The sequence below is a fragment of the Novosphingobium profundi genome (assembly GCF_018491765.1).
GTDB classification, from domain to species: Bacteria; Pseudomonadota; Alphaproteobacteria; order Sphingomonadales; family Sphingomonadaceae; genus Novosphingobium; species Novosphingobium profundi.
Genome location: NZ_JABWCU010000002.1, coordinates 132,445 through 150,557 on the forward strand (window position 1 = coordinate 132,445; position 18,113 = coordinate 150,557).

Annotated in this window: 14 protein-coding genes; 4 read left to right on the top strand and 10 right to left on the bottom strand. The window is 66.9% G+C overall.

Going from position 1 to position 18,113, the window contains the following annotated elements; genetic code table 11:
• Positions 1-6: 6 nt before the first annotated feature.
• Both HT136_RS02380 and HT136_RS02385 read left to right on the top strand, forming a co-directional pair.
• Complete coding sequence (locus HT136_RS02380; RefSeq protein ID WP_214197398.1) at positions 7-966, top strand: ATP-grasp domain-containing protein; 960 nt, start codon at positions 7-9, stop codon at positions 964-966.
• Positions 959-1,693: an HAD family hydrolase gene (locus tag HT136_RS02385; protein WP_214197400.1), complete on the top strand. Its 735-nt coding sequence runs from the start codon at positions 959-961 to the stop codon at positions 1,691-1,693. Before HT136_RS02380 ends, HT136_RS02385 begins: the two co-directional genes overlap by 8 nt.
• Here HT136_RS02385 and HT136_RS02390 read toward each other — a convergent pair.
• The 5 genes from HT136_RS02390 to HT136_RS02410 all read right to left on the bottom strand — a co-directional run bounded on the left by HT136_RS02390 (position 1,690) and on the right by HT136_RS02410 (position 8,717).
• The gene (locus HT136_RS02390) at positions 1,690-2,337 is read right to left on the bottom strand and encodes a sugar transferase (RefSeq protein WP_214197402.1); all 648 of its coding nucleotides are present in this window, start codon (positions 2,335-2,337) and stop codon (positions 1,690-1,692) included. The genes HT136_RS02385 and HT136_RS02390 overlap by 4 nt on opposite strands.
• 6 nt (positions 2,338-2,343) lie before the next feature.
• Positions 2,344-4,608: a GumC family protein gene (locus HT136_RS02395; protein ID WP_214197405.1), complete on the bottom strand. Its 2,265-nt coding sequence runs from the start codon at positions 4,606-4,608 to the stop codon at positions 2,344-2,346.
• Positions 4,609-4,813: 205 nt separating this feature from the next.
• Positions 4,814-6,004 carry a glycosyltransferase gene (locus HT136_RS02400; protein WP_214197407.1) on the bottom strand — a complete coding sequence of 397 codons (1,191 nt, stop codon included), beginning with the start codon at positions 6,002-6,004 and terminating at the stop codon, positions 4,814-4,816.
• Positions 6,001-7,446, bottom strand: coding sequence for a lipopolysaccharide biosynthesis protein (locus HT136_RS02405; RefSeq protein ID WP_214197408.1), 1,446 nt, complete (start codon positions 7,444-7,446; stop codon positions 6,001-6,003). The genes HT136_RS02400 and HT136_RS02405 overlap by 4 nt, the downstream gene beginning before the upstream one ends.
• On the bottom strand, positions 7,446-8,717 hold the full coding sequence (locus HT136_RS02410; RefSeq protein ID WP_214197410.1) for a hypothetical protein: 1,272 nt from the start codon (positions 8,715-8,717) through the stop codon (positions 7,446-7,448). Before HT136_RS02410 ends, HT136_RS02405 begins: the two co-directional genes overlap by 1 nt.
• A gap of 380 nt (positions 8,718-9,097) precedes the next feature.
• On the opposite strand from HT136_RS02410, the gene HT136_RS02415 reads away from it, so the two are divergent.
• The gene (locus tag HT136_RS02415) at positions 9,098-10,480 is read left to right on the top strand and encodes a pectate lyase family protein (RefSeq protein WP_214197412.1); all 1,383 of its coding nucleotides are present in this window, start codon (positions 9,098-9,100) and stop codon (positions 10,478-10,480) included.
• The gene (locus HT136_RS02420; protein ID WP_246543283.1) at positions 10,477-11,688 is read left to right on the top strand and encodes a glycosyltransferase family 4 protein; all 1,212 of its coding nucleotides are present in this window, start codon (positions 10,477-10,479) and stop codon (positions 11,686-11,688) included. Before HT136_RS02415 ends, HT136_RS02420 begins: the two co-directional genes overlap by 4 nt.
• Positions 11,689-11,722: 34 nt before the next feature.
• On the opposite strand, the gene HT136_RS02425 is transcribed toward HT136_RS02420, so the two are convergent.
• From HT136_RS02425 to HT136_RS02445, 5 genes are all read right to left on the bottom strand, one after another.
• The gene (locus HT136_RS02425) at positions 11,723-12,955 is read right to left on the bottom strand and encodes an outer membrane beta-barrel protein (protein ID WP_214197414.1); all 1,233 of its coding nucleotides are present in this window, start codon (positions 12,953-12,955) and stop codon (positions 11,723-11,725) included.
• 2 nt (positions 12,956-12,957) lie between these two features.
• The gene (locus HT136_RS02430) at positions 12,958-13,566 is read right to left on the bottom strand and encodes a polysaccharide biosynthesis/export family protein (protein ID WP_214197416.1); all 609 of its coding nucleotides are present in this window, start codon (positions 13,564-13,566) and stop codon (positions 12,958-12,960) included.
• A gap of 131 nt (positions 13,567-13,697) precedes the next feature.
• Complete coding sequence (locus HT136_RS02435) at positions 13,698-14,645, bottom strand: sulfotransferase family protein (protein ID WP_214197418.1); 948 nt, start codon at positions 14,643-14,645, stop codon at positions 13,698-13,700.
• Entirely contained in the window at positions 14,642-15,865 is a 1,224-nt protein-coding gene (locus HT136_RS02440; protein ID WP_214197420.1) for a DegT/DnrJ/EryC1/StrS family aminotransferase, read from the bottom strand. The genes HT136_RS02435 and HT136_RS02440 overlap by 4 nt, the downstream gene beginning before the upstream one ends.
• Positions 15,862-17,898 (bottom strand): polysaccharide biosynthesis protein, encoded by a 2,037-nt coding sequence (locus tag HT136_RS02445; protein WP_214197421.1) that lies wholly within the window; start codon positions 17,896-17,898, stop codon positions 15,862-15,864. The genes HT136_RS02440 and HT136_RS02445 overlap by 4 nt, the downstream gene beginning before the upstream one ends.
• Between the last annotated feature and the right edge of the window lie 215 nt (positions 17,899-18,113).

The following is an 18,113-nucleotide window of genomic DNA, read 5'->3' on the forward strand; positions in this document are numbered from 1 at the left end:
GCGGCTATGGTGCGGATCCTGTTCACTTCGGCTGGCCGCCGCGTCGGATTGACCGAGTGTTTTCGCCGGGCTGGCAAAGTGCTTGGTGTCGCGGTGGAGATCCATGCCTGCGATCTGGCACCGCACCTCAGCGCGGCGTGTCTCGCGGCCGACGCCAGCTTCGCCGTCCCGCGCTGCAGCGATGACGACTATATCCCGACGTTGCGCGCCTATTGCCGCGAGAATGCGATCGATATCCTCGTCCCGACCATCGATACCGAACTCGAGGCGCTGGCGATGGCGCGCGAGGAACTGGCACGCGAGGGGACGCTCGTGCCCGTGAGCGCACCCGAGACCATCGCGATCGTGCGCGACAAGGTCCGCACGATCGAGGTGTTGCAGGACGCTGGGGTTCCGGTTCCGCGCACCACGCCGATCGAGGCAGCGCGGGCGCGGCCCGGGGACTGGACCTGGCCGCTGTTTGCAAAGCCGGTCGGTGGAAGCGCCAGCCGGGGCCTCGCCGTGCTCGATGGACCCGAGGCCATTTGCGCCGCCTACGACGAGCCGATGCTGGTCCAGGATCGCCTCGAAGGGCCCGAATATACGGTCAATATCTATCTCGATGGCAAGGGCCAGATGCTTTGCGCCATTCCGCACCAGCGCCTTTCGGTGCGCGCGGGCGAAGTCGAGAAGGGGCGTACCTTGCGCGATCCGCGCATGATGGCGATTGCCGCAAGCATCGCGCAGGCGCTGCCCGGCGCCGAGGGACCGCTCTGCTTCCAGCTTATCGACGATCCCCGCCATGGCCCGCGCGTGTTCGAGATCAACGCGCGCTTCGGTGGTGGCTACCCGCTTGCCGACCATGCCGGGGGGCGCTTCGCCGAGAACCTCCTGCGCCGGGTTCTGGGGCGCCCGCAGCTGGCCGTTTCGGACTGGCGGGAGGGGGTGACGATGGTGCGGTACGACGAGGCGCGTTTCGTTGGGTGAGGGTGAGCGCGCCGCGTCCGGCTGCGGCCCAGATCTTACCGGGCGGGTCCTGGTCTTCGATCTCGACGACACCCTCTACCTCGAGCGCGACTTTGCCTTCAGCGGCTTCGCCGCCCTTGAGCCGCTTGTGCGCGAGCGAACCGGCCGGAGCGGTTTTGCCGCGAACTGCCGCGATTTTTTCGACCGTGGGGTGCGCGGCGTCATCTTCGATGGCGCGCTGGCGCGCATGGGGTGCCAGCGCACTGGCGCGCTGATCCGTGACCTGGTCGAGGCTTACCGCATCCATGCCCCCCGCATTGCCCTCGCCCCCGACGCGGCGCGATTTCTCGCCCGCGTTCCACGGTGGGAATGCGCGCTGATCTCGGACGGGCCGGCGGTCATGCAGCGGGGCAAGCTGCGCGCGCTCGGGCTGCAAAGCGCGCTTGGCCGGATCGTGCTGACAGGAGAACTCCCCGCGGGATGCGCGAAGCCCCATCCCATGGCCTTTGCCCATGTCGAAGAGTGGTCTCGCCGACCCGCGCCCGCGCATGTCTACATCGCCGACAACGCGGCGAAGGACTTTCTCGAACCACGCCGACGGGGCTGGAAGACGATCCAGATCCTGCGTGCCGAGCGCGTTCACGACGGCGGGCCTCCGACTTTGGCGCATGCGGCCGAACATGTGATCCACTCGTTCGACGAACTGGTGCTGGCCGGGCGCGAAACCGGGCGCGCGCCCACGGTCTAGGGCAACGGCACCGGGGTTGCCGGCTCGTCGACAGCCTCCGACGAAGCCCGTTCGCGAGGCCGGGCGGCGCGCCGTTCACCACCGATCATGACCCATAGAGTCCGCGCCAGGATCTGGAAGTCGAGGCGCGGACCGGCGTTCGCGATGTAGTGCAGGTCAAGTTCGACCTTTTCGTGAAGCGAGAGCAGGGTGTTCCCGTTGACTTGCGACCAGCCGGTCAGTCCGGGGCGCACGCGGGCGCGTTCGCGGCCGCTCTCCCCTAGCTGCGCGATCGTTTCGGGAAGCAGGGGGCGAGGTCCGATGAAAGCCATGTCGCCACACGCCACGTTCCACAGGCCGGGGAGTTCATCGAGCCGGCTGCGTCGCAGGAAACGGCCGAAGCGTGTCACCCGCTCCGCGTCGGGCAAGGGGTGTCCGTCGGCGTCGAAGGCGCTGCGCATCGAGCGCAGCTTGAGGAGTGTGAAGCCTTTCTGCCCGAGCCCGGATCGCGCTTGCCGGAACAGGATCGGCCGCCCCATCGTGATGCCCACACCCAGGCCGAGCGCGACGAGGATTGGCGCACAGGGCACGAGGAGCAGCGCGGCAAAGATGCGTGGCAGGAAGCGCGAATGTGCGGCGTTCGCGCCCGTGGGCTTGCGGGGCATCGGCGCTCAGGCCGCCTCGGCCTGGGCATCCGCGCGTCCGAACAGGGCGCGGAGGCGATCGGACAGGGTCGGCGGTTTCGGGACGTCGGTCTGGTAGTAGTCGCTTGAATGGCTGTAGAATTGCACCGCATCGCCGTAGCGACGGCGGGCATGTTCGGCGTAGTCGACCTGGTCGTATATGACGCCGTGGATATTGGCGCCGTCCATGACTTCGAAGGCCGCGCGCATCTGGTCGATCGTGGTCCTGCCCCAGCGCGCGATGAGCACGGTCTGGTCGGCAAGATCGCACATCGCGCGCGCGTCGCGCACCGCAAGGGCGGCCGGCGCGTTGACGACGATGAGATCGAAGCGCTCGCGAAGCTGTTCGAGCAGGGCGGTGAGGCGCCGCGAGGACAGGAGGACCGCGGGTTCGGCGACAGGCTCCTTCGCGCTGAGCAGATAGATGCGGTTGTCGGCGCGGGTGCCGTTCAGGACGCCGGCGATGTCGCGCTCGCTCTCGTCGGGACCCTCGACCGTGCGATGAGGGATTACCAGGCCATCGAGGTTCGCGCGCCCGGTCACGATGTCGATGAGGTCGGGCGTCAGCGACTGCTGCTGCAGGCGCTGGAGCAGGCCGTGCTTGCGCAAGTCGAGATCGAGCACCACCGTCCGGTCGCCCATGGCCACGCCGGCCGCGGCCAGCGAGAGCGAGACCGTCGACTTGCCGTCGCCGGAAACCGGGGAGCTGATGAGGACGACCTGCGAGCTCGTGCGGTTCGGGCGCAGGGCGCGCACCTCGCAATACGTCGAGCGCGCCTCTTCGGCGAAGAGCGATTGCGGTTCGGTAAGGACGACGCTGTTCTTGGGGTCCTGCGACAGGCCGCGGCTGAGGAGGGGGAGCATGCCGAGCGTAGGCCGGCCGAAGACGCGCCGGATCTGGGCTACCGTCCTCAGCTTGTTGTCGAGGAATTCGCGGGTGAGCGCGGCCATGAAGGCCACCAGGGTGGAGCCCAGGAACGCGGTCACAGTCATCTTGAGCGGGGCGGGTGAGGTCGGCGAATAGTTCGGCACCGCGGGCGAGACGATCGACGAGGCGACGCCTTCCATCTGCATCTGGGCACCGACCTGTTCCACGCGGGCGGCGAGCAGCTTGTAGGCTTCTTCGGCCAGCTCCGACTGGCGCACCAGCTTGCCGAGTTCCACGGTGTTGCGGGTGTTGCGGTAGGCATCGGAGGAGAGGCTGCCCACGACGCTTTGCAGGCGCGCTGCGGAGGCCGCCGCTCCGGCGGCTTCGCTGCGGGCGAGCTGGGCCATCCTGTCGCCTTCGGCGCGGGCGACGGCCTGGGTCGCGGCCTGCACCTGGTTGTGCTCCTTCGTGATGCTGGCGTCGATTGTCGCGAGCTGGGAATTGACCCGGCGCACGTCCGGGTGATTGGGCCCCAGACTGGCCCCGAGCCTGGCCTTCTCCGCGACGAGCTCGCCGCGCTGGCGTTGCAGCGCGTCGAGCGCGGTCGAGGTGGCCGTGGCCGTGCTCTGCATCTCGCTGGCCAGTGAAATCCCCGCGCTGCGGGCGGCCGATCCGTCGCGCGCGGCGTTGGCCGCCGCGCTCTGCAACGCGATGCGGTTGATCTGTTCGAGATCCTCGGCCCCTCCGGCCCCGACCAGCATGCGGTTGCGATGGCGGAAATCGGCTACTTTGGCGGAGGCATCGAGCGAGGCCTGTTCACGCGCATGCAGCTCCTTCTTGAGCGAGCCGAGAAGTTCCAGGCGCCGCTCGTTCAGCTTGTCCTTGCGCAAGGTGCCCACCGATACGGGCAACTGGTTGGCGATGTCGGCCGCGAGTTCGGGCGAACGCGAGGTCACTTCGATCTGGATGAGGTCGGAACCGCCCTCCGACGTGATCGAGAGCATGTCCAGCAGGCGGTCGATGGCCAGTTGCGTCAGCGCCTTGCCGGTCAGGTTGTTGTTGCCCAGTTCGTGCCGGAAGCTCTGATTTTCGAGCAGATCGAGATCCTTTATCACGCGGCCTGCAGCGGAACGCGAACGGTGCAGGCGAACCGCGTTCGCGACACGTTCGGCGTTGCGCGAATTGACGTCCGCCTGGTTGGTGCCGACTTCGTCGATGAGTTCGACCTGCACGTTGGACGTCGAATGGTAGATCGGGGGCGCGGCCAGTTGCTGGGCGAGGACGCCAAGGGTGATCACGCCCACGATGGCGAGGATCATGGCGCGGTAGCGGTGGAACAGGCGAACCAGCTCTCTGGGGCCGATCTGGTCGGATGCGGGGGGCATCGTCCTGTCGTCCGGGAACGGAGAGGTTCGGTACAGGTGGCCCGGTGCGTCGGACTCCTGTCGTGCGATCGAAGACGCCATTTCCCCACTCCTCTCGGCATGCTGTTGAGCGGACGGCCGGATACGGTTCCGTCGCCGGGTAGTATGATCCGCTCGAAGCCCGGTTCAAATCGCGCATCGGAACGGTTGCCCGTTCCATTCCAGACTAGCCCATATGGACAGGGTTGGAGCGAATGAGGGATTCGTAGAGCTCGAGGTGGCGCTGTGCCGAGGCGTCGAGGCTGAACCCCAGGTTCGATGCCAGAGCCCCTTTCGAGTGCGAGCGGTAACAGGCCAGGTTGTGGCTGAGTCGGGTGATCGCGCTGGCGTAGCTGGCGGGCTTGTCGGGCGGGCACAGCGTGCCGTTGCGCCCCGTGACCACCAGCCCCCGATTGCCGTCGACATCGCTTGCCACCACCGGCAATCCCATCGACATGGCCTCGTGAATGGCGATGGAGGCCCCTTCGTAGCGGGATGTGTTGAGGTAGATGTCGCTGGAGGCGAGCAGATCGCGAATGTCGGTCCGCTCGCCCAGAAAGTCGACCATGTCCTCCAGTCCATAGGCGAGCACCTTGCGGCGCAAGCGCTCGAGGTCCTTGCCGCCGCCTGCGATCCGCAATGCGAAGACCGGCCTTGTGCCCGGGCGCTGCAGGCGCAGCAGGTGGGCGATCTCGATAAGCAGGTCATAGTTCTTCTGCTCGCTGATCGCCCCGATGCTGAGGATCCGGCAGGGCGATCCGACGCTGTCGCGCGGTGCCTCGGCGCGGAAGCTCGCGGCGGGCGCGTTCGGGATCAGCGTGAAGGGACGGTGCGAACGCTTGCGATAGATCGCGGCGGTCTCGTTGCTGATCGCGACATAGTGGTCGACCGCAAGATCGAGAAGGCGAAACGCGGGCGCAGGGAACGAGAGACGGCTGTTGTGGTGGGTGAAGACGACGGGACCCCGGAACCCGGAGAACATCAGCATGAGGACCGCCCGTACGGTATGGGCATGGACGAGGTGGGGCCTGGTATCGCGCAAGTGGCGGCGCAGCGCGCGCGTGCCCTCGATCAACCTGCGCCGTTCGGTCAGCGCAAGGCTTTCGAAGCGGGCGCCCGCGCTTTCGATGCGCTGTGCCAGGTCGGCTTCCATCGTCCGCGAATTGCCCAGGGCCTGGGCATCGCACAAGGCGGTGACCGTGGCACAGGCGCCGCGCGCCGCGAAAAGCTGGTTGAGGTTGGTGATGAGGATCTCGGCACCTCCCGAGGTCAGGCTCGTGAGGATCGAGCAGATCCGCAAGGAATCGGGGGCGCTCCCCGAAGTGCCACCGGCCCCGGGCCGGTCGCGGAAACGCGAAGCGGGGGAGTGGATGGTCATTGCGCGCTATCCTCGATCGGGGCGGTGGGCAGGGTGGCTGTGCGGGAGCGGTGCAGCCGGATATGCAGGGCCATGTCGAGAAGCAGGGCCATGATGAGGCCGAAGACGACGTGGGCGAAGTTGGCTCCGATCGCGCCGTAGAGAGGCAGGAGGATCGCCGCCGATGCAAAGAAACCGATGGTGGCGAGCACGCTGCAGGAAAGGACGAAAGTCGGATGGTTCATGGCCAGCAGGGCCGAGCGGGCTGGCGAGGAATGGATCAGGAGCATGATCGCGAGGAGCTGGGCGAGGAGCATCGGAAAGCTCCCGGCGAAATCCTGCCCGAACAGCAGGTCAAGGGCGGGCTTGCCCAGAAGCCAGCACAGCGCAAGGGCGAGCAGGCCGATCGCTCCGAGCGTCAGTTGCAGAACGATCACCAGCCTGCGCACGGCCTTGCGAGACGCCTGGCTCCAAAGCCGGGCGAGATCGGGATAGATGACGGTCTGCAGGAGGTCGCCGGCCGTCTGGACCACTTTCGCGACGCGGCGCGAGAGGTAGTAGATCCCGACTGCCGAGGGGCCGACGAAGGCGCTTACGAGCAGTGTGTCCATCTCGTGGGTCAAGGTCCGCAGGCCCGAGGACAGGTTCGTCGATACCGCGAAGCGCAGGAAGCCGGGGAAGCGGTTTCGAAGGTTGCCAAGATCCGCCTGCCAGGGAGCCGGAATGCCTCCTTGGCGCAGGGTACGCAGGCCAAGGGCATTGAACAGGGCGGCATCGAAAAGTTGGGACACGGTCCAGGCCAGCACGAACTCGGGTAGTCCCCGGCCCAGCAGATATAGCAGGCCAGCCAGCGCGAAGCGCAGCAGGAATGCGGCCATCTGGACGTAGGCGAGGGTCCGGAAGTGGCCGGCGAGCCGCAGCGCTGCGCTCGACATTCCCCGCAAGTTGCCCGCGATCGCCGGGGCGTAGATCGCGACGAGGTAGCGATGCTCGGCGGCGAGGCCGATGAGGGGGCCCAGCACGAGCGCTGCAGCGATGCTGAGAAGAGCCGCGCCAAGGGCGCTCACGAAGTCGAGCATGGCGCCGTAGGCGTAAAGCGAGGCCAGGCGTTCGGGCGAGGCGGTGCCTTCCTCTGCGGTGACGAAGCGGATGAGCGGCTGCCAGGATTCGAAGCGCAGCAGGCGCTCGCAGGTTCGCGCGACGGTGAGCACGATCGCGAAGGTGCCAAAGTCCCGCGGTCCCAGTGCGCGGGCGGCAATGCCGAGTGTCACCAGCATCAGGATCGCTCCGCCCATGCTGCCGGACAGGAGGTGCCCCAGGCTGATGATGCGAGGGCGCAGGAGTCGGCTCTCGTGCCAGCGCGCGAGCAGGCCGGCGAAGCCCGAGGGGCGCGTCGGATCGTGCCGGGCGGGCGTTTCCTCCTGGCACGCGGTCAGGCTTGCGGGACCGGACATGTCGGCCATCAGCGGTACGGTTCGCCGTTCGGCGCGAACGCGGCTTGTGCCCCTGCATGAAAATGGCGCGTGGCGACCCAGGCCAGGGCGAAAAGGAGCATGACCGGCGCGTTCCAAAGTCGGGCGAACATGTGCGGAAGCGACATCGTGTAGATGAAGAAAACCCCCAGGATCGCGAGGCAGGCGACCCCTTCCACCCGGTTCACGCGGGCTATTTCCTGGCCCTGCAGCAGCAGCGCGAGGGCCATCAGGCACAGCCCGAGGATCGAGACCAGGCCCCCTTCGTTGAGGACCAGAAGATAGAGCTGGTGGACCGGCATGCCATGCGGGCTGGCGACGCGGTAACCGTCGCTGCCCAGGCCGACGAGGAGGTTGTCGTCGGCCATCTGCCAGGCCTCCGCGATGAGCGCGGAGCGCCCGACGAACGTGCCTGCGCGGGTCGGATCACCGGTCAGGACAGCGTCGCCGACGCGTTCCTCGAATACGCTCGGGACAGGGCCTCCAAAGCCGACGTAGGCGGCCAGCACGAGCGCCAGGGGAACCGCGATCGCGATCGAGGTGCGCAACCGCGAAAGGCCCAGGATGAAGGCGCAGGTCAGCAGTGCGGCGAATGTGCCGGTGAACGTCGCGCTATATACAAGGCCCGCGATCAAGGCGAGAGCGAGCGCCAGCGCATAGGGCATCCGCAGGTGCCCGGTCATGACCCCGCGGATGAGGAAGACGAGCGCGAAGGCACACACCGCGCCGTTCGAATTGGGCTCCCCGGTCATCGCCCCAAGGCGTCCGTTTCCGGTCACGACGAATTCGTTGACGAGTGCCGTGATGCGATCGCGTTCGAGCAGGTTGACGAGCGTGATCCCGATGACCTGCGAACTGGCAACGCCCAGTATATAGGCGTTGGCGCAGCGCTCCAGCACGCGGTGCGGGCACGATACCAGCACCATCGGCACGAGCAGCATGGCAAACGTGTATTGCCCGGCGACGACCGGCCAACGCACGAAATCGTCATGGGCCAGCGATCCGATCAGCATGCCTTCCAGCAGCATCGTCAGGCCGGTGACCCAGATCGCGGTGAAGCGGGAGAACATCCGCGCGTTGAGGCCGCCCAGACTGAGCGCCAGCACGGCCGCGAGCGAGAGCAGCACGTCCGAGATCGATATGTTGACGCCGGGGATCCGCCCGGCCTGCCACCACGAGAGGAAGAACGCGGCAGTTGGCATGAGGATCGCGAGCGCGCGTTCCTGGGGCAGGGGCGCAAGGGGAAGGGCGCTGGACGGCACGGGTACGTACCGGGCATTCGCAGGCAGGATCCTGGCGTGCAAGCCAGCGGGATGGGGAGGACAGGTCGCCATGGCCGTACAATGAAACCGCGATAGCCGCGAGGCAAAGGCGAGTGTGGGGATTGCACGGCGCATTGTCGGTAACGCCAAAGGGGCATGGCGAAGGCGGACTTACGCCCAAAGGATGACTTGTGCGGGGTGGACGCGGCTCGCACACTCGGCCTTCCGGGCAAAGCCAAGTTTGCATCGGGCAGGCCCTCGCCGGGCCTTGCGGCGGACGCGATAGCGCGCCGGGAGAGGAATTGCCGGGCTTGCCGCGCTATGCGGCTTGGCCCGGCTCGGACCATGCACGTCAAGCGGGCAGTCGACGGGAGTGCGCGATGCACAAAGCTACGGAGGATCGTGTGGGCCATGAAGGCAGGCGGCCGGGCCGCCATGCTCTCTTCGTGGTCGGGATCATCGCGGCGGCGCTGGCCGATTGCGCGCTGCCAAGCGTTGCCGCTTCGCCTCCGGTCGTCAGTACGCCGTCGGGGACCAAGGCATTCCCCGGCGCCGTGGGCTATGGCGCGGTGAGCGCAGGGGGGCGTGGCGGAAGGATCATCTACGTCACGACGCTGGCCGACGGTGGTCCGGGATCACTGCGCTCGTGCATCGACTACAAGTTTCCACGGGTCTGCGTCTTTAGAGTCAACGGCGTGATCCGCTTTACCCAGCGCCCGCCGCGCATCGCCTATCCATTCATCACGATCGCGGGGCAGACCGCTCCGGGCGGGGGTATCACGCTCAGCCACAACGGCGGTGCCAACGGGCAGACGCCGCTGGTGATCAAGAACGCGCACGACGTCGTCATCCGCCATATCCGGGTGCGCAACGACAAGGCTGGTCTCAACCGCGTGGCCGAGGACAACATCACCATCGAGAACAGCTACAAGGTCCTGATCGATCATGTCAGCACCTCCTGGTCGCGCGACGAGGACATCAACGGCTATGCCGACAACGACATGGTCACGATCAGCAATTCGATCTTCGCCTGGGGTGTTCCCTCCCACGACAAGTGCGCGCTCCTTGCCAGCGATCCGGTGGACAAGCAGAACCTCAGCTTCGTGAACAACATCTGCGCGCACAACGGCGACCGCAATCCGGACATCAATTTTCCGCCCGGCTCGTGCGTCGAGGTCGTGAACAACATCCTCTACAACGCCCAGTCGGAATTCGCCGAGGTCTGGGAAAGTTACGGCGGCTCGCCGGTCTCGATCGTGAACAACACGTTCCTGGCCGGCAACAACACCAACACCAGCAGCCGCGGTATCGCGCGCGAGACGGTGGGATCGACCGGGCGCGCGAAGATCTATCTTTGGGGGAATGCCTTTTCGGGCAACTTCCATCACGTCAGCTCGGAAGTCGAGCCGAGCCTGGTTTCCGCCGGTCCCTGTCCGCTGACCGCCGCGCCGCAGACCGCGAATGCCTCGTACTACACCGTGCTTGCCCGGTCGGGCGCCTTTCCGCGCGATGCCATCGACGAGGAGATCGTGGCCGACGTGCGCAACCAAACCGGCCAGATCGGCTCGCCCGCGCCAGCGATCCCGGTCCAGCCCGCGGCAACGCCCTATCCCGACGCGGACCTCGACGGCATGGACGACGGGTGGGAAGCGAGCCACGGTGCAAATCCCGCCAAGTCGGATGCCTGGGGCGATGCGGACGGTGACGGTGTATCCAACTTCGAGGCCTTCCTGAGCTATCGCGAGCGGGGTTTCGGGCTTTGAACGAACCGGCCCCGGCTCTTCCCGTGCTCGAGCGGCCCTGGCGCAGCGGCCAGATCGGCCGAGCGCTGACGATCTGCTTTCCCTTCAGCGGAGACGAATTGGGGGGAAGCCACATGTCGGTTCGCGGCCTTCTCGAGCAGCTCGATCCCGAGCGCTATCGCGTGCTGGTCGTGCCCGAAAAGCCGGGCGGCGACATTTCCGAATTCTTCGCGCGATGGCGACAGATCGCGGATCCCGCACCGCCGCGCCGCTCGCTCGTCCCGGGGGCCCCGATCGGCCCGGTCAAGGCGCTGGGCGCGCTGGCGGGCATTCCCGCGCGCCGCCGCTTCCTCAAGGAGCAGGGCGTGGACATCGTGCACACCAACGATGGGCGCAGCCATGCCGGTTGGGCGCTTGCGTCCCGGCTCGCCGGCGCTCGGCTCGTGTGGCACCATCGGGGCGATCCCTCGGCCCGGGGGCTGCGGTTCGTGGCTCCGCTCCTGGCCGACCGCATCCTGACCGTCTCGCGCTTCTCGTTGCCGGCGCAGGGTTCGCGCGCGGCACAGCGGGCGCAAGTGGTCCACAGTCCCTTCGATACGAGCGTGACCGCCAACCGCGAAACCATGCGGGCACGCATCCTCGAGAGGATCGCAGGCCCGGCCGATGCGTTGTTGTGCGGCTACTTCGGGAATTTCATCGAACGCAAGCGCCCGTTCGGCTTCCTGGATTCGATCGAGGCCCTGGCAGGGCTGGTCGACCGTCCGGTCCGGGGCCTGCTTTTCGGTGATCCGCGCAACAGCGAATACGGCGAACGCCTGCCCCGGCGGGTCGAAGGAGTGCGTGGCAACGCGCGCGCGCACATGATGGGCTTCTGTTCGCCTGGACACGCGTGGCTGGCCGGATGCGACGTGCTTTTGGTCCCGGCTGCGCGCGAGCCCCTGGGACGCACGCTGGTCGAGGCCATGCTCGTTGGAACGCCGGTAGTGGCGACGCGCTCGGGCGGCAACCCGGAGGCGCTCGAAGGGGATTGCGGGATCTTGTGCGAACTCGACGATTCGCGCGCGATGGCGCGGGCCGTGGCCAGGTTGCTTGCCGATCCGGACCGCTGCGAGGCTATGTGTGCGCGTGCCAGGCGTACCGCGCGCGCGCGTTTTTCGATGGGAAACCATGCCGATCGGGTGAGCGCGGTCTATTCCGCGCTGGCACCGGGCGGGTCGGCGGCGGACTAGCGCCTTTCCGGACTGGCAGCTCGCTGCGGCGAGGTCAGAACCGGGCGCGCAGGCTGATCCCGCCGCGGAAGCGTTCGAAGCGCGCCACGACACGCTCGCTGGTGCGCTTCGCGATTTCGCCGCTGAGGCTGAGCGAGAGGTTCGGTCCGACAACGTATTCCGTCTGCGCCGACAGGGTGGCGGTGTTCTCGGCAATACCGGTGCCCACGAACGTGCTCTTGCGCCAGCCGGCGCTCAGGGTCGCGAAGAAATTGTGCCGGATCTCCTGCTGTACGCTTCCGCGCAGACGGGTGTCGGTACGGCCTTGCGCGCCGGTCCGAAAGGTCGCGACGTCGCCGTTGAAGGCATCGAGGAGAAGTGCGGTGCGCCGGGAGGGGCGGTAGATTAGGGCCCCCGTCAGCGAGAGGCCGGTGCGCTTCGGCATCGTCGGTTCGTCCGGGTCGAAACGGAAGATGCCCAGGCCCAGGCTGCCCTCGAACAGGCCGCCCGGTTCGAAATTGACGCCGATCTGGCCACCGATGGTGGTCGAGTCGCGCTCGAACCCCGCTGGCGTGCGCGAAAGCCGGAATTCGCGCCGGTTCACGAAGCCGCTGGCGGTTGCGAAGAAGGTGCCGCTGAGGCGCAGGCCGAGGGTGGCCTGCCCGTTGATGGCCGTAAAATCGCGGTCCGCGTCGATCGCGGAGAGGGCATCGAAGTGCGTCGCGCTGGCCTGGACGTCGAACAGGAGCCTGCCCGGCAGCGCACGATAGTGGAACTCGGCACCGGTGATATCGAACTTGCGCGGCCCACTGTCCGGATCGGCGCGGGCTTCGGTATCGCTGCGATCCTCGATCGCACGCTGCCAGAGCGCGCGCACCGACAAGGCCGAGCCCGGAGAGGGGGACCACTTGGCCGTCGCGTCGAGAAGCCAGCGGTCCGAGTTCTCGGTGCTCCGGCTTGCGTAGCGCCGCAAGGTGGCGGTGGCGTTGCCGGTGATCGTCAAGGGTCCCGAGCCATGGTCGGCGCGCAACTGGCCGGAAAGGTCGGTATAGACATCGTCCTGCCGGGCGGTGTGGGCGGCGTAGACATTGCTGTCGTATTCGATCCGGACGTTGGCTGCGGTAGTCAGGCTGAGGCCGCCCAGCCGCAGCGGAGCGGAGCGGTACGCGCCGTCATCGGGGTAGACCGAGGGTGCGGTGCTGCCGATGGTCTCGGTCTGCGCGAAAGCCGGGCAACCGAGCGCGACGAGGTCGAGGACCAGCGCGGCAAACGCGTGGCGGGCCTTCACGATCAGAACCAGCGTTCGTAGACCTGGATGCGGTCACCGGGCTGGACCGGCGTGGTCTCGGTGGCCTTGGCGACGACGTCCCGTCCATCGACCAGGCGCGTGATCGCAACCTTTCCCGTCGAAGCGCGGTAGGTATAGCCTCCTGCCGCCGAAAGGGCCGAAAGCACGGTCATCCCATAGCGGTAGGGAAATTCACCGGGATGGTTGACCTCGCCCGTCACGTAGAACGGGCGCAGTTCGACGGGGCGTACATTGACGATGGGCTGGCCGACAAGGATACCATCGGAAATCAGCTTACGGGCTATACCCTGCTCGATCTCGCGATAGCTCAGGCCAGCGACCGGCACGTTCATGATGAGCGGAAGCGAGATCGTGCCGCCTTCCTCGACCAGGTAATCGCCATCGACGTTGGCCAGATCCTGGACCGCGATATGGATCTTGTCGCCCGCCGCGACCTGGTAGGGCACTTGCCCGGTCTCGGCGAGAGCGGGAAGCGAGCCGGTGGGGGAGGCGCAACCGGCCAGGGTCGCGCTGGAAAGGGCGAAGCCCATCAGCACGGCGCGTACGAAGGTACCGGCAGGGCGGGGTGTGGACGGCGCGGTCTCAGACATGGCTGGCTCCTGCAACGCTTGGCACGGCCCCGGCACGCGCGCGCCATGCGGCGCGAAGGGCATGACCAAGAAATGGATACGATCGCGACAGGCTATCGCGCCTTGCCGCAGATCCCAGATGCTATTCGGGGCTAGGCGCCCCCCGAATTCGAACCGCGCCATACCCATTTTGGAGCGGGACGTCCCAGGATCGGCCCACTGACCGGCGGCTTGGCCGTCGCGGGTGCGTGGCTGCCTTGCCAGGAATGCAAGGGCTGGCCGATCAATCGTTGGAGCGTCTGGGTGTCGCTTGCGTAATATTCGGACAAGTGCGCCCGCAGGCTTTGGCTCAAGGCTGGATACCGTATCTTGCGGGCAACCAGGGCGCGGGCGCTTTCGAAGATCGGGTTGCCGCGCCAGGGACGTACCGCCTCCTTGAAGGGGCGCAACGCGCGGCGCAGCGGCAGCGGCAGCACCGAGGCTCGGCTGCTGTTCTCACGGGCGCGCGCCGCACCGGGGGAAAAGAACGGCTCGACGCCGATGTGACGGGATACCTCGGCCACGATTTCGCGCGGCCGGATCGCCAGGTCCTCGTAAAGGTAGACGAGAATCTGCTCGCGCGGGAAAACATCCAGCCAGCGCGCCAGATGGCGCGCATAAAGTCCATCCTCGAGAAAGCGGGGATAAGGCCCTTGGGGATCGCAGAGGTAATCCTCGGGAGGGCCGTCGATGGTTCCGCGCCGGTAGAACATCTTGTAGTCCGAATAGGCCCGCTCCACCGGATCGCGTAGCTGGAGCACCAGACGCGCCTGCGGCAGCATCCGGGCCAGCCGGGCGGGCGCCTCGGGATGTGCGAGGTAATCGGCCGACTTCTCCCCTATATGGGTGACACCTGAGGGGATGTTGCGGAAATAGCTGCGGTAATGGAGCGGCCCCGAGGCGAACTCGGTGCTGAAGAAATGCGGCTCGGGGTCGGGCATGTAGATCGCGGGATTTTCCTGGAGGCGGGCCTGGATCCAGGTGGTCGCGGCCTTGACCGCTCCGATGATCACGAAGTCGGGCTGCCATTTCGGCTCGCCCGGAGGCTGCGCGGAGCTCATCGGGCCAGCACTTGGGCCAGGGCGTCGGCCATGCGGGCCATGTCGGACGCCGCCAGCGTCTGGTCGCAGGGAAACATGAGCGTGCGCTGGCCAAGGGCCTGGGCCGTTGCAAGGCCTGCGTCACTGCGCCAGGGCCACCGGGCGAGCGCGTGCTCGCGGCTCATGTCCGGGCATGCGCCGCTCCCGGCCGGAATGCCCCTTTCGTGCAGGGCCGCGATGATGGCCATGCGCCGCCGGGCCTGGTCCTCGTCGAGCTGGACATAGAATTTATACCAGGCATGGCGCACGTGCGGAGGGGGCGCGGGAAGGGTCAGGCCGGGAATTCCGGCAAGCGCACGGTGCAGGGCCTCGGCGTTTTCGCGTCGCCGGGCGAGCCAGCCTTCCAGTTTCGCAAGCTGGCAGCGGCCAAGCGCCGCCTGCATTTCGGTCATCCGATGGTTCGAGCCGGGACGCTCGTGGACATAGCGGAATTCCCCAGGGCGCCCCTGTCCGTCATGGAGAAGCGCGTGGTCCTTGCCGTGGTCCTTGATCGACCAGGCCGTCTCCCAGACCGCCGGATCGCGCAGCAGGATCAGGCCGCCTTCGCCGCCGGTCGACATGATCTTGTCGGTGCAGAAGGAGAACGAGGCGGCAGCGCCAAAGGCACCGACCCGGCGTCCGCGCCACTGGGCGCCGTGGGCCTGCGCGCAATCTTCGATCAGCGAAAGACCATGCGCTTCGCATAGGCCGACGAGGCGATCCATGTCGCAGGGCCATCCGGCGAGGTGCACGCAGATCACGGCGCGCGTGCGTGGGCCGATCAGCCGTTCGACGGACGCGGGGTCGATGTTCTGGCTGACCGGCTCGACGTCGGCGAAGGCAAGGCTGGCGCCGCTCGCCATCACGGCGCTGGCGGTCGCGAAGAAGCTTCGCGCCGGGACGATCACTTCGTCGCCGGGACCGATCCCCAGCGCCTTCAGCGCGATCTCGAGCGAGACCGTCCCGTTGGCGACGCAGACGCCCGATGGCATGCCCACATAGGCGGCGAACTCACGGGCGAATTCGCGGGTGTGCTCGCCGTGGACGAGGGCGTTCACGCGGCCCGTTCGCAGGACTGCGCAGGCCGCAGCAATTTCGTCTTCCTCGTGGCAAGGCCACCGCGAGCGCAGGGCCTCTATCGGCAATCGCGTTTCTCGCGCAGCGGCAAGGGCGGTCGAACTCATCCTCTCTTGCCTCCTCATGCCGGGGCATGTTCGTTCGCGCGCGGCATCTCGCCCATCATCGCGGTGTTCTCGATGACCTGGAACGACGTCACGCTGCTGGGCATCTTGACGAGTGCGTGGGTTATGCGCCGCGCTTCGGTCTGGTCGCCTGCCTGCACGGCCCGCGCGAGATCATCGATGCTGCGCGAGATCAGCGGCAGCGGAATGGGGCGCGACTGGGCTTCGAAGATGCCCTTGATGCGCGAGGAGGTCTGTTCCTCGCAGATGTCGAAAAGCTCCTCGTAGAGCTTTTCTCCGGGCCGAAGGCCCACGAACTGGAGAGGGACGTCGATCTCGGGCTGAAGCCCGTAGAGGCGGATCATGCGATAGGCGAGATCGACGATCCGCACGGGCTTGCCCATGTCGAGAACGAAGATCGTGCCACGCTGCGACTGTTCGCTGAGCGCCGCGGCGCTGCTTTGCAGGATGAGTTGCACCGCCTCGCGCACGGTCATGAAGAAGCGTTCGATATCCGGATGGGTCACCGTAAGCGGGCGCCCTTCGCGCAACTGGCGCTGGAACAATGGCACGATCGAACCGCTCGATCCCAGCACGTTGCCGAAGCGCACGGTCATGAAGCGCGGCGCGTCGGGGTCGTCGATCCCGCACATGTCGAGCGCCTGGCAGTAGAGTTCGCCGACCCGCTTGGTCGCGCCCATCATGCCCACCGGGTTCACCGCCTTGTCGGTCGACACCTGGACCATCGCGGTGGCGCCGAACTCGCACACCGCGTCCGCGACGATGCGCGTGCCCAGGATATTGGTGTGGACCCCCGCGCAGGGGTTGGTCTCGACGATCGGCACGTGCTTGAGCGCAGCGGCGTGGTAGACGATGGCGGGCCGGTGCCTGGCGAAGATGTTGCACACTTCCGCGCGTTCGCGAATGTTGCACAGCTCTGCCTTGATGTTGATGTTGGGGAAGCGTTCCCGCAGTTTCATCTCGGCGGCGTACAAGTGGTATTCGCTGTGATCGAGCACGACCAGGGTGGAGGGGCGAAAGCTGGCCAGCTGCCAGCACAGCTCCGAGCCGATCGTACCACCGCCGCCCGTCACCAGCACGCACTTGCCCGAGACCTGGCTGGTGATCTGCTCGCTCTCGAGGGTGAATTCGCTGCGGCCCAGTAGGTCCTTGACCGAGAGTTCCTCGGGGACCGCGCTTGCACTGCGCTGGAGAATGTGGCTCCAGCAATCGCGGATCCGCGAGAGTTCCAGGTTCAGGTGATGCGCTCGGCTGGTCAGGCGCGCCATCTCGCGATTGGTGAGGTCGTTGCCGTCGTCGCTGGCGATGACCAGTGAGGGACGGTGGCCCTTGGCCTCGAGGCGTTCGATCGCGCTGACGATGTCCTCGTGGCAGCCCAGGACGGGAACATTGCCGATCTGCATCAAGGTGTCGTGGCGATTGGGCAGGAGTACGCCCGAAATGACGAACGAGGGCGTCGTTTCCCGGCGTAGCATCTCGATGATCGAGAGCACCCAGTCGGGCGAACCCACGAGGAGGGCACGGGGGAGCTGGCGGTCCGCGGTATGGCGGCGCTGCACGCCGTTGCCGTGGGTCAGGCGCTCGTGTGTCAGGCGGCGCAGGGCGCGCAGCATGACGAGGCCCGACGTGGCAAGGAGCCAGTGGATACCCATGACTGCCAGGAGATTGGAGTGCTCCATGCGCACTGTCGGCGAAAGCAGCGCGATGGCCCAGCCCAGGCTGATGCAGGGCAGGGTCAGTACCACGAGATGGATCGAGTGGGCGAAGCTGAAGAACCGCCAGCTACGGCGGTACAACCCGCTCAGGTAAAGGCCGATGACCGTGACGATGGCCATTCCGGCGGTCGTCCACGAGATCGCGTCGCCACGAAGGAAAGGGCCTCGGCCGACCAACACGAACGCCGCGATGAACGTCGAGCCGATGGCGAGTGTGTCGAAGCTGATCAGCAACTGGCTGCGCAACGTGCGCCGCAGGCTGAAACGTTCAATCGCGGTGCGATCACGCGAGCCGTCGAACTTTCGGACCCTGAGCATCGGCCGGGGGCGCCGTCGCTCGACGGGTGACGCGGCACGGTCTGCAACAGTTTGGCGCATGGGGGAGCCTTCGCAGTTGTGACGATCCAGACAAGGCGAGACGATCGCGGTCAGGAGACGCGACGGCATCTGCGGTTGCAAGGCTATGGCAGTGGGGAGGCCGGCGCACGTGATCTTAAAGCCATAAGTCGGAATCGTCGCAGGCTGTGGAAGTG

Coding starts and splice junctions, on each gene's coding strand:
- HT136_RS02380 (WP_214197398.1), top strand. CDS start 7: ATGGTGCGGATCCTGTTCACTTCGGCTGGCCGCCGCGTCGGATTGACC.
- HT136_RS02390 (WP_214197402.1), bottom strand. CDS start 2,337: ATGCCCCGCAAGCCCACGGGCGCGAACGCCGCACATTCGCGCTTCCTG.
- HT136_RS02395 (WP_214197405.1), bottom strand. CDS start 4,608: ATGCCCCCCGCATCCGACCAGATCGGCCCCAGAGAGCTGGTTCGCCTG.
- HT136_RS02400 (WP_214197407.1), bottom strand. CDS start 6,004: ATGACCATCCACTCCCCCGCTTCGCGTTTCCGCGACCGGCCCGGGGCC.
- HT136_RS02405 (WP_214197408.1), bottom strand. CDS start 7,446: ATGGCCGACATGTCCGGTCCCGCAAGCCTGACCGCGTGCCAGGAGGAA.
- HT136_RS02415 (WP_214197412.1), top strand. CDS start 9,098: ATGCACAAAGCTACGGAGGATCGTGTGGGCCATGAAGGCAGGCGGCCG.
- HT136_RS02430 (WP_214197416.1), bottom strand. CDS start 13,566: ATGTCTGAGACCGCGCCGTCCACACCCCGCCCTGCCGGTACCTTCGTA.
- HT136_RS02435 (WP_214197418.1), bottom strand. CDS start 14,645: ATGAGCTCCGCGCAGCCTCCGGGCGAGCCGAAATGGCAGCCCGACTTC.
- HT136_RS02440 (WP_214197420.1), bottom strand. CDS start 15,865: ATGAGGAGGCAAGAGAGGATGAGTTCGACCGCCCTTGCCGCTGCGCGA.
- HT136_RS02445 (WP_214197421.1), bottom strand. CDS start 17,898: ATGCTCAGGGTCCGAAAGTTCGACGGCTCGCGTGATCGCACCGCGATT.